The 13,984-nt window shown below is 41.2% G+C and carries 11 protein-coding genes; 7 read left to right on the top strand and 4 right to left on the bottom strand.

Annotated elements, in window-relative coordinates:
* Positions 1 to 69: 69 nt before the first annotated feature.
* The gene (locus Q0O89_RS01250; RefSeq protein ID WP_293730042.1) at positions 70 to 693 is read right to left on the bottom strand and encodes an ElyC/SanA/YdcF family protein; all 624 of its coding nucleotides are present in this window, start codon (positions 691 to 693) and stop codon (positions 70 to 72) included.
* 257 nt (positions 694 to 950) lie between these two features.
* On the opposite strand from Q0O89_RS01250, the gene Q0O89_RS01255 reads away from it, so the two are divergent.
* Positions 951 to 2,024: a homoserine O-acetyltransferase gene (locus Q0O89_RS01255; RefSeq protein ID WP_293729984.1), complete on the top strand. Its 1,074-nt coding sequence runs from the start codon at positions 951 to 953 to the stop codon at positions 2,022 to 2,024.
* A gap of 167 nt (positions 2,025 to 2,191) precedes the next feature.
* Here the strand turns inward: Q0O89_RS01255 and folK are convergent, their stop codons facing one another.
* The 3 genes from folK to dksA are packed head-to-tail and all read right to left on the bottom strand — an operon-like array spanning position 2,192 to position 4,653.
* On the bottom strand, positions 2,192 to 2,680 hold the full coding sequence (gene folK / locus Q0O89_RS01260; protein WP_293729985.1) for a 2-amino-4-hydroxy-6-hydroxymethyldihydropteridine diphosphokinase: 489 nt from the start codon (positions 2,678 to 2,680) through the stop codon (positions 2,192 to 2,194).
* A gap of 3 nt (positions 2,681 to 2,683) precedes the next feature.
* Entirely contained in the window at positions 2,684 to 4,183 is a 1,500-nt protein-coding gene (pcnB, locus tag Q0O89_RS01265) for a polynucleotide adenylyltransferase PcnB (protein WP_293729986.1), read from the bottom strand.
* Positions 4,184 to 4,206: 23 nt separating this feature from the next.
* Positions 4,207 to 4,653, bottom strand: a complete 447-nt coding sequence (gene dksA / locus Q0O89_RS01270) for an RNA polymerase-binding protein DksA (RefSeq protein WP_293729987.1) — start codon at positions 4,651 to 4,653, stop codon at positions 4,207 to 4,209.
* 286 nt (positions 4,654 to 4,939) lie between these two features.
* On the opposite strand from dksA, the gene Q0O89_RS01275 reads away from it, so the two are divergent.
* From Q0O89_RS01275 to uvrC, 6 genes are all read left to right on the top strand, one after another.
* Positions 4,940 to 7,291: a DNA internalization-related competence protein ComEC/Rec2 gene (locus Q0O89_RS01275; RefSeq protein WP_293730043.1), complete on the top strand. Its 2,352-nt coding sequence runs from the start codon at positions 4,940 to 4,942 to the stop codon at positions 7,289 to 7,291.
* A 40-nt stretch (positions 7,292 to 7,331) separates the two neighbouring features.
* Positions 7,332 to 9,083 (top strand): lipid A ABC transporter ATP-binding protein/permease MsbA, encoded by a 1,752-nt coding sequence (gene msbA, locus Q0O89_RS01280; RefSeq protein WP_293729988.1) that lies wholly within the window; start codon positions 7,332 to 7,334, stop codon positions 9,081 to 9,083.
* Between the two features lie 49 nt (positions 9,084 to 9,132).
* Positions 9,133 to 10,107, top strand: a complete 975-nt coding sequence (lpxK, locus tag Q0O89_RS01285) for a tetraacyldisaccharide 4'-kinase (protein ID WP_293729989.1) — start codon at positions 9,133 to 9,135, stop codon at positions 10,105 to 10,107.
* Between the two features lies 1 nt (position 10,108).
* On the top strand, positions 10,109 to 10,882 hold the full coding sequence (gene kdsB / locus Q0O89_RS01290; RefSeq protein ID WP_293729990.1) for a 3-deoxy-manno-octulosonate cytidylyltransferase: 774 nt from the start codon (positions 10,109 to 10,111) through the stop codon (positions 10,880 to 10,882).
* Between the two features lie 170 nt (positions 10,883 to 11,052).
* The gene (locus Q0O89_RS01295) at positions 11,053 to 11,856 is read left to right on the top strand and encodes a DUF4198 domain-containing protein (protein ID WP_293729991.1); all 804 of its coding nucleotides are present in this window, start codon (positions 11,053 to 11,055) and stop codon (positions 11,854 to 11,856) included.
* Positions 11,857 to 11,968: 112 nt separating this feature from the next.
* Positions 11,969 to 13,795 carry an excinuclease ABC subunit UvrC gene (uvrC, locus tag Q0O89_RS01300; protein ID WP_293730044.1) on the top strand — a complete coding sequence of 609 codons (1,827 nt, stop codon included), beginning with the start codon at positions 11,969 to 11,971 and terminating at the stop codon, positions 13,793 to 13,795.
* Positions 13,796 to 13,984: the final 189 nt, after the last annotated feature.

Consider the following 13,984-nt stretch of genomic DNA (forward strand, 5'->3'; position numbering starts at 1 on the left):
ATTATCCTAGTTTTGGAGTATGATAACAATAAAAAAATTTGATGGAGTGATGGGGGCTGTAAGGCCCCTCTACAGGTCGCGCTCAATTGGCGGTGGAAGTGGTTCTGGATTGCCTAAAAAGTGCGGTTGTTTTTCGATAAATAATTCCCATAACATGAGTACACGTGCCAAGGCTTCGCGAACGCGTGTCATCGAAAACGGATAAGGTGTATCGGCGGCAAAACAAATGGCCTCAATATGATAATATTTCGCAATAAATAGCGCGCGTTCACAGTGAAAACGCTGCGTGACAATGGTCATCGGTTCTGCTTGAAACACTTCTTTGGCTCGAATAATGCTATCTAAGGTACGAAAACCTGCGTAATCAGAAAATAAAAATGTTTCATCAATGCCCATTTTCCGTAAATCACGTTTCATGGTTTTGGGTTCATTGTATTGTAATGTGCGATTATCACCACTGAGCAATAAATAATCTATTTTTTGTGCAGAAAATAAGGCATAAGCGGTTTTCATGCGTTGCTCATAAAATTGATTAGGCACACCTTTGACTACATATTTTGCTGTGCCAAGAATTAAGCCATAAGGTCGGTAGGGAATTTGGTTGATATCCGTATAAATATCATTTTTCACGTAATAAGCTATGCCACGATCGATAGCGGTGACGATTGACAGCAATATTATGAACACGCCCATTCCCCATAAAAAAAGGCGTTTGACAGGAAATAACCTGAAAAACGACCGCGCTTTAGTGAGAATGGGGATAGGTGATAATAACATTTTTAAATATATCTTCGTTTTCAATGCCTCAACCTTAAAGAAAAGTGCGGTTAAATTCAAGTTTAAATTTTAGTTGAAGTGATTTTAGACGTTTAGACGGCTAAAATTGCTTGACAATAGAGTATGACATCGGTAGTTTATCATTTATTTTTTACTTTACTTCGGACAGTTTCATGGCAGTACAAAAAGTCACGCTTTTTACCGAGCAACCTTTGCATCTGATTTTTGGTGGGCAGCTTGAGCATATTGAAGTGGCTTATCAAACCTATGGTAAATTGAATTCGGATAAAAGTAATGCCATTTTGCTTTGCCATGCCTTGACGGGGGATGCCGAACCTTATTTTGCAGAAAGCCAACAAGATGGTTGGTGGCAGCAATTTATGGGAGAGGGGCTGGCTTTTGATACTTCTCAATACTTTTTTATTTGTTCCAATGTATTAGGTGGTTGTAAAGGAACAACAGGGCCTGCCTCCATTAATCCTCAAACCGGCAAACCTTTTGGCAGTCAATTTCCACATATTGTGGTACAAGATATTGTTCATGTGCAAAAAGCACTGATTGATTATCTGGGTATTTCTCATCTTCATGCGGTCATAGGGGGATCTTTTGGCGGTATGCAAGCCACTCAATGGGCAATTTATTATCCAGACTTTTTGGATAATGTGGTGAACTTATGTTCTTCTTTAACCTTTAGTGCAGAAGCGATTGGTTTCAACCACGTGATGCGTCAAGCTATCATCAACGATCCGAATTTTAACGGTGGGGATTATTATGAGAGCGAACCGCCAACAAAAGGATTAGCTATTGCGCGAATGTTGGGCATGTTGACTTATCGTACGGATATTCAACTTGCCAAGGCTTTCGGACGAGCCACCAAAGCAGAATCCCAATTTTGGGGCGATTATTTTCAAGTGGAAAGTTATCTCAGCTATCAGGGGAAAAAATTCTTGGATCGCTTTGATGCGAACAGTTATTTGCATTTATTGCGTGCCTTAGACCTCTACGATCCTGCAGTGGGCTTTGAAAATATGAAAGCCGCCTTATCTCGCATCAAAGCACGCTATACATTAGTTGCCGTGATGAATGATCAATTATTTAAAATAGTGGATTTACATAAAAGCAAAACGGCATTAGAACAGGCTGGTGTTAACTTGCAATATTATGAATTTGCTTCGGATTATGGGCATGATGCTTTTTTAGTGGATTATGATGCCTTTGCAGGGAAAATTCGTAGTGGGATTGAGTAAAGGGCAGTTGAAGCGCGATCATAAAAACGGCTTACTCGTTTCAATAAAAAATGCAGCCTAGGGGGAGCCGCATTTTCATTAATATAATAACTTACGCTATTAGGGAGAAGCGTAAGTGACGATATTATAACCTAAATTTGCTTGTGTTTAGTGCAGTTTAGTGTAGTTTATTTTACTGGTTTGACCACTAGCATGTTATGGGCGTTAAAATTTTCGCGTAAATTTTTCACCGCACTTCCATTAGGTAAGACCAATTCTGGTGCAATATCGAATAAAGGAACCACAACAAACTCTCGATTTTGCAGATCATAATGAGGGAGTATTAATCGCTCACTTTGCATTTCCAGCTTGCCATACAAGAGCATATCTAAATCTAAGGTACGCTCACCCCAACGGCGCAACCTAATACGTCCTTGTTCATTTTCAATCCGCTGTAATTCATCCAATAACACCAACGGCTCAAGCTGCGTTTCAATACTTAACACTGCATTCACATAATCAGGTTGATCCTGTGGCCCCATAGGCTTACTAGCGTAATAAGGACTGACATGAAGTAATTGACTTTGGTTAAGTTGTGAAATCGCTAAAACCGCTGCATCAAGTTGTGCTACGGGTTCATTAAGGTTACTCCCAAGGGCGATATAAGCAATTGTCATGATTTAATCCAGTGCTTTCGGTTTACGTTTTTTGCGTGTACGGTAATAACGTTTTTTCGGTTTAGGGGCTTTTTTATTTTGCTCTTGTACTAACGCATCGCGTTGCTCAATATTGCTGAACTGATATTCGTGCCACCAAGTAGCTAACTCAATAGCTTCGCCCCCTTCCACTTCCGCTCGCATTGCCAATAAATCATAAGCCGCACGGAATTTTAAATGGGCCATGGTGCGCTCGGGTTGCTTGCCGGCGCGTTTCATTAATTGTAATTGTAAGAACCAAATATCCCGAATGACCGCAGTATGACGGCGTGGTGCAGCAAGTGCGGTGCAAAATTGATCTAAAATTTCATTGCCCGCCAAAGCGTAAGCATCATGGTTATTTAATCCGCCTTCATTTTTTAGAATTTCCACTTTTTCGCGTAGTGGATACCAAAAAAATGCCGCAAATAAGAAAGCAGGATTGATGCGCAATTTATCGGCAACCCGTTCATCTGTTGATGTTAATGCTTTCAAAATCATACGCTCTGCCAGACTGTCACCTTTTTCCGTGAAAAATGGTACGAGAGCAGGGAAAAGCTGCTCAAACAATCCATATTCACGCAATAATTTGTATGTTTTAACCCCAAATCCGGCTTGTAATAATTTTAGGCTTTCATCAAATAAGCGCGCCGGAGGAATGTTTTTTAACAAATAGGCTAATTCACGGATAGGTTTTTCACTAGGTTTTTCTAAAAACATATCCAATTTTGCCATAAAACGAATAGAGCGGAGCATGCGCACAGGATCTTCTTGATAGCGCGTGACAGGATCGCCAATCAGACGTAATTTCCCTGCTTTGAGGTCTTCAATACCGTTAAAATAATCGTGAATACAATTATCTTTAGGGCTGTAATAAAGGGCATTGACAGTAAAATCACGGCGTTCTGCATCTTGCTCTAAGGTGCCATAAACATTGTCGCGTAATAACATGCCGTCTTCATTTTGACGGGCATGATTATCATTTTTGCTTTCACTATGATTAGCACGGAACGTTGCCACTTCAATAATATCACGTCCAAAAATAACATGTGCCAATCGGAAACGGCGACCAACCAGGCGGCATTGACGTTGGAATACTGCTTGAATTTGTTCCGGTCGTGCATTGGTTGCGACGTCAAAATCTTTGGGATTTTTGCCAAGCAATAAATCACGCAAACACCCACCAACCACATAGGCTTCGTAGCCGTGTCGATTGAGTTTTTCCACAACGGTTAAGGCATTTTTGCTAATCATTCGCGGATTAATGCCTACTTGTGTTGCTTTGATAATATGTTTGTTGTAATGCGCCGCTTGTTTTTCTGATTTTAGGCTTTTTGTGCTTGAACGCGCAGCATGTGCTGATTTTTCTGATACAAAGTGCGGTTCATTTCGTTCTTGTTTTTTTTGCCCTTTTCGTACAAGCAAATTTTTGATGTAAGTTAAAATAATGCTTCTCCAAAAATAAAAAAGAGTGGGCATATTCATGCCCACTAAATTTCCTTAAGTAATTAATAACCCATTTGTTTTTCGCGAACTTCTGCTAGAGTTTTGCAATCAATGCATAAATCTGCTGTTGGACGCGCTTCTAATCGACGAATACCGATTTCTACACCACAAGAATCACAATAACCGAAATCTTCAGTTTCCAATTTTTTTAGGGTGCTTTCGATTTTCTTCATTAATTTACGTTCACGATCACGTGCGCGTAATTCTAAACCAAATTCTTCTTCTTGCGTAGCGCGGTCAGCTGGATCAGGAAAGTTAGCCGCCTCATCTTGCATATGTGTTACGGTACGAGATGTTTCTTCGATAATTTGTTTGCGCCATGCTTCAAGAATTTTTTTAAAATGAAGGCGTTGTGCTTCATTCATATATTCTTCGCCAACTTTTTCTTGGTACGGTTTTACGCCTGCTAAAGCTAAAAGGCTAAGAGATGATTTGTTTGTCGCTGTCATGTTGTGTTTCTCCAATCAACAAATACGTCCTGTCGAACAGCAGGAAATAAAATGTGTATGTTGTCCCAAATAATGAAAAAAGTGACTCTTTTTTCGCGGCGCATATAAATAGCAGAAGTTTTTTAATTAAGCAAATGAATTTTAGCCTAAAACTATAAAAAAAACTGTCCGAAAATTCAGTTTTGTGATCTAGATTCCATTTTTAGTCATTATATTTTGCGTTTTTGAGTATAACTTCACATATTGTTCTATTAACGAAATAAATTGCATAGTAGGCATTCTAATGATGTCAGTGACTTTAGATAAACTTGCTTTGATAATAATAGTGAGTGCATTAACCTTACTTTGGACGCCGGCTTCTCTGTTGTTTTCGTGGCAACATTGGGTATGGCTTATTTTGCCCATATTTTTAACCGCATTGGTCTTCCATTCTTTTTTCCCCAAGTTAAGCCATATTTTAGGTTATGTTACGTTTGTCTTGATTGGGATAGCTTATTTTCAACATCAAGCCTTAACTTTATATCAAAGAGCCGGTGAAATTAAGGTTGAAAATAGACGTACAGAAATCCGCATTGATGAAATTTTACATCAACAAGAATATCAGACTTTTGTTGTTTCCGATTCAACGGGGCGGCGTATCTATTTACAGTGGCGATCAGAGGGAAAGCCTCAGTTAGGTGAAATATGGCAGGCAGATTTACGTATCAGACCGCTTTCATCACGTTTAAATCAAGGTGGATTTGATCGACAGCAATGGTATTTTTCCAAACAGATTATCGCCACCGCTGTGGCTAAAAGTGCGGTGAAAATTCGGGATGATTTTTCTTGGCGTGAAAGACGTCTAAATCAAGCTCTAGCCGATACACAACACCTCGCACAACAAGGCTTATTGCTTGCCTTGGGGTTTGGTGAACGCGCTTGGCTTCAAGCTGAAACTTGGCAGATTTATCAGCAAACGAATACAGCGCATTTAATTGCGATCTCGGGATTACACATTGGTCTGGCGATGTTGCTTGGTTTTTGGTTAGCGCGAACGGTTCAATTTTTCTTCCCAACGGCAGCCATTACCCCCATATTCCCTTTTGTCGTGAGCGCGTTGCTGGCACTTATTTATGCTGAATTAGCCGGGTTTGCGATTCCTACTTTCCGTGCGGCAATGGCGTTGTTGTTAGTTTTACTGGTCAGAATCGGGCGCGGCTATTATACCCCTTGGCAACTTTTTTTTCGGGTTATTGCGCTCTTATTACTTTGTGATCCTATTATGATTTTATCCGCCAGTTTTTGGCTTTCTGTAGGCGCGGTAGCCGGTTTAATTTTATGGTATCAAGTATTTCCTTTGCGTTTAATTTTATGGAAAGGCAAACCCTTGCCGGCTAAAGCTCGCTGGATTTTTGGGTTAATTCATTTGCAACTAGGGTTATTTTGGTTATTTACGCCGATTCAATTATTGATTTTTGGCGGATTTTCTTTTGCCGGTTTTGTCGCAAATTTAATGGCTGTGCCGCTTTATAGCTTTTTGCTTGTGCCGGTAACCTTATTCGCTGCTTTAACAGGTGGCGCAGGTTATACGTGGCAAATAAGCCATTTTTTAGCCGAAAGAATTACCTTATGGGTAGGGTGGTTTAAGGGAAATTGGCTAACGCTGAGCATACAAGACAGTTTACTTATAACGGCATTTTTAGCCTTAAGTTTTATTGGTTTGATGAATTGGGTCTCGATTTGGCGTAGAGAAAAGCCTCAACAACGTCTCAGGCAATTTGCCTTAAAACCAGTGCTTTCGCCCATATTACGACAACGGATTAATGTTTTAGGGGGACTAGTGGCGTTGTTGTGTCTAAGCATTGTTGTTATTCAAAAAATAACAGCGCCCCATTGGCGGATAGAAACCTTAGATGTGGGGCAAGGATTGGCCACGTTAATTGTAAAAAATCATCACGCATTGTTATATGATACAGGCGCGAGTTGGACGGGGGGATCTATGGCAAAAACAGAAATTTTGCCTTATTTGCAACGACAAGGTCTTAGGTTAGATTGGCTTATTTTAAGTCATGATGATAATGATCATTCAGGCGGTGCGAAGGATATTTTGCAAGCTTATCCTAAGGTGCGTTTGTTCAATTCTTCTATGCAAAATTATGGCAAAACAGACCGCACTTTATGCCTGGCCGGACAACAATGGTATTGGCAAGGATTACGCATTGAAGCGTTATCACCAACAGAGATTGTGTCGCGAGCTGATAACCCCCATTCTTGCGTTCTGCTCGTCTCGGATGGACGATTTAATGTGTTGTTAACAGGAGATGCGGATACCGAAGTAGAACAGCAAATTTTGAAAGATTTACCTCGAATTGATGTATTACAAGTCGGGCATCATGGTAGCAAAACCTCGACTAGCGCGCTATTTGTGCAGAAAATTCAACCTAAAGTCGCGTTGATTTCGAGTGGGCGTTGGAACCCTTGGCATTTTCCGAATAAGGCTGTAGTGGCAAGGTTGGAGGCGGTAGATAGTGCGGTGAAAAATACCGCGGTTTTGGGGCAAATTTCCGTGGAATTTGACAATAATATCATGAGATTACGGAGTGCGAGAACGGATTTTTCCCCTTGGTATCGTGGATTTATTGGCGAAAAACCGAAATAACAGGTACAATGCGCCCATTTTATAAATTTAGAAAACGATTATGACCAAAGAAAAAGACACTTCAACCGTTAAAACCTTTAAGCGTTTATGGCCAACCATTAAGCCTTATAAATGGGCATTGATTGGTGGTGCAATCATGTTGATATTGAATGCGTTGATTGATTCAGGATTGATTTATTTGCTTAAGCCGTTGCTTGATGATGGTTTTGGTAATGCGGATCATGATTTTCTAAAATTAATGGCGTTATTAGTCGTGGTGTTTATTTTCTTCCGAGGCATCACAAACTATTTTTCTGCTTATGCCTTATCTTGGGTTTCAAGCAATGTGGTGATGACTATTCGCCGCCGTTTATTCCGTCATATGATGGTGATGCCGGTTAGCTATTTTGATCAAAATCCCGCAGGGCGTTTACTTTCGCGCATCACTTATGATACCGAAATGGTGGCGAATTCTTCATCTAGCGCGCTAGTGACTATTGTGCGCGAAGGGGTATATTTAATTTCCTTATTTACGGTGATGATTTACACCAGTTGGCAATTATCTCTTGTGTTATTTGCACTTGCCCCGATTATTGGCGGTTTAATTGGCGTTGTATCTAAACGTTTCCGTGAGTTAAGCCGTAATATTCAAAGTGCCATGGGGGAGTTAACCACATCGACTGAACAGATGATCAAAGGACATAAAGTGATTTTATCTTATGGCGGTTATGATGTAGAAAGTCAACGTTTTGATCGAGTAAGCGATGATATGCGCCGTAAAGGATTAAAAATAGTGAAAGCGGATGGCGTAGCGGATGGCTTGGTACAATTAATTGCCTCTTTCGCACTTTCTGCCGTATTGTATATTGCAACTATTGACGGTTTAGCTATTGACCATCTCACGGCGGGTTCATTTACCGTGGTGTTTTCTTCGATGATGGCAATGATGCGCCCATTAAAATCCTTAACCAATGTTAATTCGCAGTTCCAACGTGGAATGGCGGCTTGCCAAACCTTATTTGATTTCTTGGATTTAGAAACGGAAAAAGATACCGGGACACAAGTGATTACGCGTGCTAAAGGCGATGTGGAGTTTAAAAATGTTTCCTTTGCTTATGAGGGCAAAGAGGAATTAGCCTTAAAAAATATCAATCTTGTTATTCCACAAGGCAAAACTATCGCATTAGTGGGACGCTCCGGCTCAGGAAAATCCACCATAGCGAGTTTATTAACGCGTTTTTACGATGTAAAAGAGGGCGAAGTCTTGTTAGATGGTGTGAATATTCAAGACTATAAATTAAGTAATTTACGTGAGCAATGTGCAGTAGTCTCACAACAGGTACATTTATTCAATGACACTGTGGCAAATAATATTGCTTATGCGGCAAAAGATAAATATAGCCGCGAGCAAATTATTGAAGCAGCCAAAGCCGCACATGCAATGGAATTTATTGAAAAAATGGAGCATGGGTTGGATACGGTTATTGGTGAAAACGGCGCAAGTTTATCAGGCGGCCAACGCCAACGTTTAGCTATTGCGCGTGCTTTATTACGTAATTCTCCAGTGCTGATTTTAGATGAAGCAACTTCAGCCTTGGATACGGAATCAGAACGTGCAATTCAATTAGCCCTTGAAACCTTGCAAAAAGATCGTACTGTGGTGGTCATTGCCCACCGTTTATCTACCATTGAAAATGCCGATGAAATTGTGGTGATTGAAAATGGTGAAATCAAAGAGCGCGGAAATCACACCGCACTTTTAGCTCAAAATGGAGCATACAAACAATTGCACGCGATGCAATTTAGTCATTAATTTATAGGGGCGAATAACATTCGCCCATTTTTCGTATTTAGGACAAACAATGAAATTTTGGTATTCAAATTCCGTCATTGCCTATTTTCTCCTGCCATTCTCGTTTTTATTTTGGCTTATCAGCCGTGTTCGTTATTTTCTCTTTAAATTCGGTATTTCACGCGCCTATCGCGCGCCTGTTCCCGTTGTTGTGGTGGGCAATCTTTCTGTCGGTGGAAACGGCAAAACCCCTGTAGTGGTTTGGTTGGTGCAACAATTACAAGCGCGCGGTTTAAAGTGCGGTGTGATTTCGCGCGGTTATGGTAGCCAATCTAAGGTTTATCCCTTATTGGTGAGCGCAGAAACCGATTCTATTCAAGGGGGCGATGAACCGGTTTTAATTGCCAAACGAACCGGCGTGCCGGTTTGTATTTCGGCGAATCGCCAAGACGCCATTGAATTGTTATTAAAGCAACAGCATTGTGATGTGATTATTAGCGATGACGGTTTACAACATTACAAACTGCAACGTGATATTGAAATTGTGGTAATGGACGCCAAACGCGCCTTAGGCAATGGTTTTGTCTTGCCTGCCGGGCCGTTACGAGAAACCGCGGCGCGATTGGCCAGCGTGGATTTGGTGATTACCAATGGCGGTGAAAACCAATATACTGATGCCGTTATGACTCTGGTGCCGAATTATGCTATCAATTTAGTGAGCCATAAGAAGTGTTTATTAAAAGATTTTAAACAGGCTTCCGCCTTAGCGGGCATTGGCAACCCACAACGCTTTTTTGATATGTTGCAAGGCTTGGGTATTCAATTAACGCAGGCACAAGCTTTCCAAGATCATCAACAGTTTAGTGCACAACAATTGAGCCAATTTAATGACAATGAACCGCTGTTGATGACCGAAAAAGACGCCGTAAAGTGCGGTCAATTTGCGCAACAAAATTGGTGGTATGTGCCTGTTGACGCAGAAATTTCAGGGCAAAAAGCCACCGCACTTTTAGACAAAATCGAACAAATTTCAAAAGGAAACTAACATGACAAAATTTACTGTAATTATTCCGGCACGTTTTGCTTCCAGCCGTTTACCGGGAAAACCCTTAGCGGATATTGCAGGCAAACCCATGATCCAACACGTTTGGGAAAAAGCGCAACAATCAGGAGCAAGCCGCGTTGTGGTGGCAACGGATAACGAAAAGGTGAAAAACGCCGTAGAACAGTTTGGCGGCGAAGTTTGCATGACTTCAGAAAAACACAATTCCGGCACGGAACGCTTAGCGGAAGTGGTGGAAAAATTGGGTATTGCGGAAGATGAAATTATCGTGAATATCCAAGGGGATGAGCCGTTAATTCCTCCTGTGATTGTGGCACAAGTAGCGGAAAATCTCGCCAAATTCAAGGTAAAAATGGCAAGTTTGGCGGTTAAAATTCAAGAGCCGGAAGAGCTCTTTAACCCGAATGCGGTGAAAGTGCTAACGGATAAAGACGGCTATGTGTTGTATTTCTCTCGTGCGGTTATTCCTTGGAATCGGGATGAATTTGCGCCAGTAGTAGCAAAAACAAAATCTATCGAAGAGCTAAAATTGGGTGCTCATTATTTACGTCATATCGGCATTTATGCTTACCGAGCAGGGTTTATTAAACAATATGTCCAATGGCAACCGACAGACTTAGAACAAATTGAATGTTTGGAACAATTACGTGTTTTGTGGAATGGCGAACGTATTCATGTGGAATTGGCCAAAGAAACGCCTGCAGTGGGCGTAGATACGCCGGAAGACTTGGAAAAAGTGCGGAGAATTTTGGGGTAGTTTCTGTCATGATATTCGCACAAGAGGTTCGTTGAGCTTATTGAAACGTCATTCTTGTGCGATAGGTTTAAATTTATCTTTCTATTTGATAATTATTCCTATTTACAAGAGCGAATTTTGCCGTTATGCTTATTTTCCTTTTATCATTTATAAATAGGGATGGTCATGTCATGAAAAAAACAGTTTTATTTTTAACCCTTGTCGCAAGCGCATTTTCAGCGCAAGCGCACCGAGTTTGGATGCAAACCGATCACACGCACGGTGATGAAATTTTAAAAGCAGATTTAGGTTATGGCGAATTTCCTACCTTAGAAACCATACCTGAAAAACGTTTAAGTTTTTTTGATCGTGGTGTGACCTTGTTTACTCAAGAGGGAAAACAAAAATTAGTGCAAAAAGGCGAACATAACTACCATTTTGAAACGGAAAAACCGGTTCAAGAAGGCAGTTACATTGTTGCGGCGGAATATAAACCTACTTTTTGGTCAAAAAATGCCGAGGGTTGGAAACAAGCCGATATGAAAGCCACACCCAAAGCAACTTATTGCGAATTAACATCAATGTATGGCAAAAATATTGTCAACGTTGGGCATGAAAGTGCGGGCATTGATGTCATTACTAAACAAATCGGTCATGAATTGGAAATTGTGCCGATGGATAATCCAGCCAATATTAATGTGAGTGATCGTTTTAAAGTTAAAGTATTATTCCGTGGCGAACCTTTAGCAGGCGCGACCTTAACGGCAACCTTTGATGGCTTTGATACTGCCGACAACAGCAAAACCCATAAAGTCGAAGCTCAAGCTTTCTCCGATGTGACGGGCGATGATGGTACGGTCGATATTATTCCGCTTCGTCAAGGCTTTTGGAAAGCCCAAATTACCCATGAAGTGCCGTATAAAGATCAAGAACAATGCCAAAAAGCAAAACATTATGCTACTTTAACCTTTAATATTGGTAAACAATATCATTAGTTGCCATTTGAGTTTGAATTCGGCATAATTTGCCGCATCAATATGAAAATAATGTAAACCCTTGTTTATTTTGCAAGGGTTTTATTGTATCTAATTGCTTGAATTAACAATGATGTTCGACCATAAAACCTTTCTAAAAAATGTCACTCAGGATCCCGGTGTATATCGTATGTTTGATAAAAATGATACGGTGATTTATGTGGGGAAAGCCAAGGATCTTAAAAAACGTCTATCTAGCTATTTTCGTACCAATTTAAGTAGCAAAAAAACTGAAGCCTTAGTGGCGGCGATTGCGCGTATTGAAACCACCATTACCACATCGGAAACGGAAGCGTTGCTGCTTGAACATAATTACATTAAAACCTACCAACCGCGCTATAACGTCTTATTGCGTGATGATAAATCCTATCCTTATATTTTGCTGACCAAAGAACGCCATCCGCGGATTACTGCTTATCGGGGATCCAAAAAAGTCATCGGGGAATATTTCGGGCCTTATCCCCACGCCGGCGCGGTGCGTGAAACCTTGTCGTTATCGCAAAAGTTGTTTCCGATTCGTCAATGTGAAAATTCCGTGTATAAAAACCGTTCGCGCCCTTGTTTGCAATATCAAATCGGGCGTTGCGCCGCGCCTTGTGTGGAAGGGCTTGTGAGCGATGAAGACTATAACGCACAAGTGGATTATGCGCGCTTGTTCTTGCAAGGCAAAGATCAGCAAGTGTTAGATCATTTAATTGGCAAAATGGAACAAGCCAGCCAAGCGCTGAATTTTGAAAATGCCGCGCGTTATCGCGATCAAATTCAGGCGGTGCGCGCAGTAACAGAAAAACAATTTGTGAGCAACGAACGCTTGGACGATATGGATATTTTATCCATTGCTTATCAACATGGCGTGGCTTGTGTGCAGGTGTTATTTATTCGTCAAGGCAAAGTGTTGGGCAATCGTTCGTATTTCCCGAAAGTGCCGGCCAATACGGATTTATCGGAATTGACCGCGACCTTTGTGGGGCAATTTTATTTGCAAGCCCACCAAGGGCGCACCGTACCAAATAGCATTATTGTGGATCACAAATTAGAGGCAAAAGAAGAAATCGAAACCCTGTTAACGGAACAAGTAGGGCGTAAAGTCAGTATTCAAGACAACACCAAAGGGACGAAGTCGAAATATTTGCAATTGGCACAAATGAACGCCAATGCCGCCTTGGCGTTAAAATTAAAAGAAACCACCTTAATTAGCGAACGTTATCAAGCCTTGCAAGCGTTGCTGGGCATTGAAAAAATCAAGCGAATGGAATGTTTTGATATTAGTCATACCATGGGAGAACAAACCATTGCTTCTTGTGTAGTCTTTAACGATGCCGGGCCACTTAAATCCGATTACCGCCGTTTTAATATCGAAGGGATTACGGGGGGAGACGATTATGCTGCCATGGAGCAAGCCTTGAAAAAACGCTACGACCGTGATTTAGAGACTGAAAAAATCCCGGATATTATTTTTATTGACGGCGGCAAAGGGCAACTTAATCGCGCCTTGCAAGTATTTCGCGAATTGAATGTAAAATGGGATAAAAACCGACCGCACTTAATTGGGGTGGCAAAAGGCGTTGATCGCCGAGCCGGGCAGGAAACGCTGATTTTGAGCAAGGAAGGGCGTGAAGTGAATTTAGATCCTGATAGTTTAGCCTTGCATTTGATCCAACATATTCGCGATGAAAGTCATCATCATGCCATTACAGGACACCGTAAAAAACGGCAAAAAGCCTTTACTCAAAGCGGGTTAGAAACCATTGAAGGCGTAGGCGCAAAACGCCGTCAGGCATTGCTGAAATATTTGGGTGGCATGCAAGGCGTGAAAAACGCCACTTTGGATGAAATTGCGTCCGTGCCGGGGATTTCAAAATCCTTAGCGGAAACTATTTTTGAGACTTTGCATAGTTAATAAGGATGATTTTGCAAAATGCACCAGATTGATGACAAAGTTTATTTTTGAGAAATCACCTAGCACGAGCCGTGCTAGGTTCGTTAAGCCCAGCCCAGCTGGGGCTGAAAGAAAGAGCCGCAGAGCGGCTCAGATTAAGTAACCCTATACGGCTCGTATAGGGTTGATACTTTTGCCAAAAGCGCGGTG

The sequence above is a fragment of the uncultured Actinobacillus sp. genome, from assembly GCF_945915845.1.
In the GTDB taxonomy this organism is placed as follows: Bacteria; Pseudomonadota; Gammaproteobacteria; order Enterobacterales; family Pasteurellaceae; genus Exercitatus.

Bases quoted from the DNA above. Each gene is read 5' to 3' on its own strand.
- pcnB (WP_293729986.1), bottom strand. From the start codon at position 4,183: ATGAATATGCCCACTCTTTTTTATTTTTGGAGAAGCATTATTTTAACT.
- Q0O89_RS01275 (WP_293730043.1), top strand. From the start codon at position 4,940: ATGTCAGTGACTTTAGATAAACTTGCTTTGATAATAATAGTGAGTGCA.
- Q0O89_RS01250 (WP_293730042.1), bottom strand. From the start codon at position 693: ATGGGCGTGTTCATAATATTGCTGTCAATCGTCACCGCTATCGATCGT.
- kdsB (WP_293729990.1), top strand. From the start codon at position 10,109: ATGACAAAATTTACTGTAATTATTCCGGCACGTTTTGCTTCCAGCCGT.
- Q0O89_RS01295 (WP_293729991.1), top strand. From the start codon at position 11,053: ATGAAAAAAACAGTTTTATTTTTAACCCTTGTCGCAAGCGCATTTTCA.
- lpxK (WP_293729989.1), top strand. From the start codon at position 9,133: ATGAAATTTTGGTATTCAAATTCCGTCATTGCCTATTTTCTCCTGCCA.
- dksA (WP_293729987.1), bottom strand. From the start codon at position 4,653: ATGACAGCGACAAACAAATCATCTCTTAGCCTTTTAGCTTTAGCAGGC.
- folK (WP_293729985.1), bottom strand. From the start codon at position 2,680: ATGACAATTGCTTATATCGCCCTTGGGAGTAACCTTAATGAACCCGTA.
- uvrC (WP_293730044.1), top strand. From the start codon at position 11,969: ATGTTCGACCATAAAACCTTTCTAAAAAATGTCACTCAGGATCCCGGT.
- msbA (WP_293729988.1), top strand. From the start codon at position 7,332: ATGACCAAAGAAAAAGACACTTCAACCGTTAAAACCTTTAAGCGTTTA.
- Q0O89_RS01255 (WP_293729984.1), top strand. From the start codon at position 951: ATGGCAGTACAAAAAGTCACGCTTTTTACCGAGCAACCTTTGCATCTG.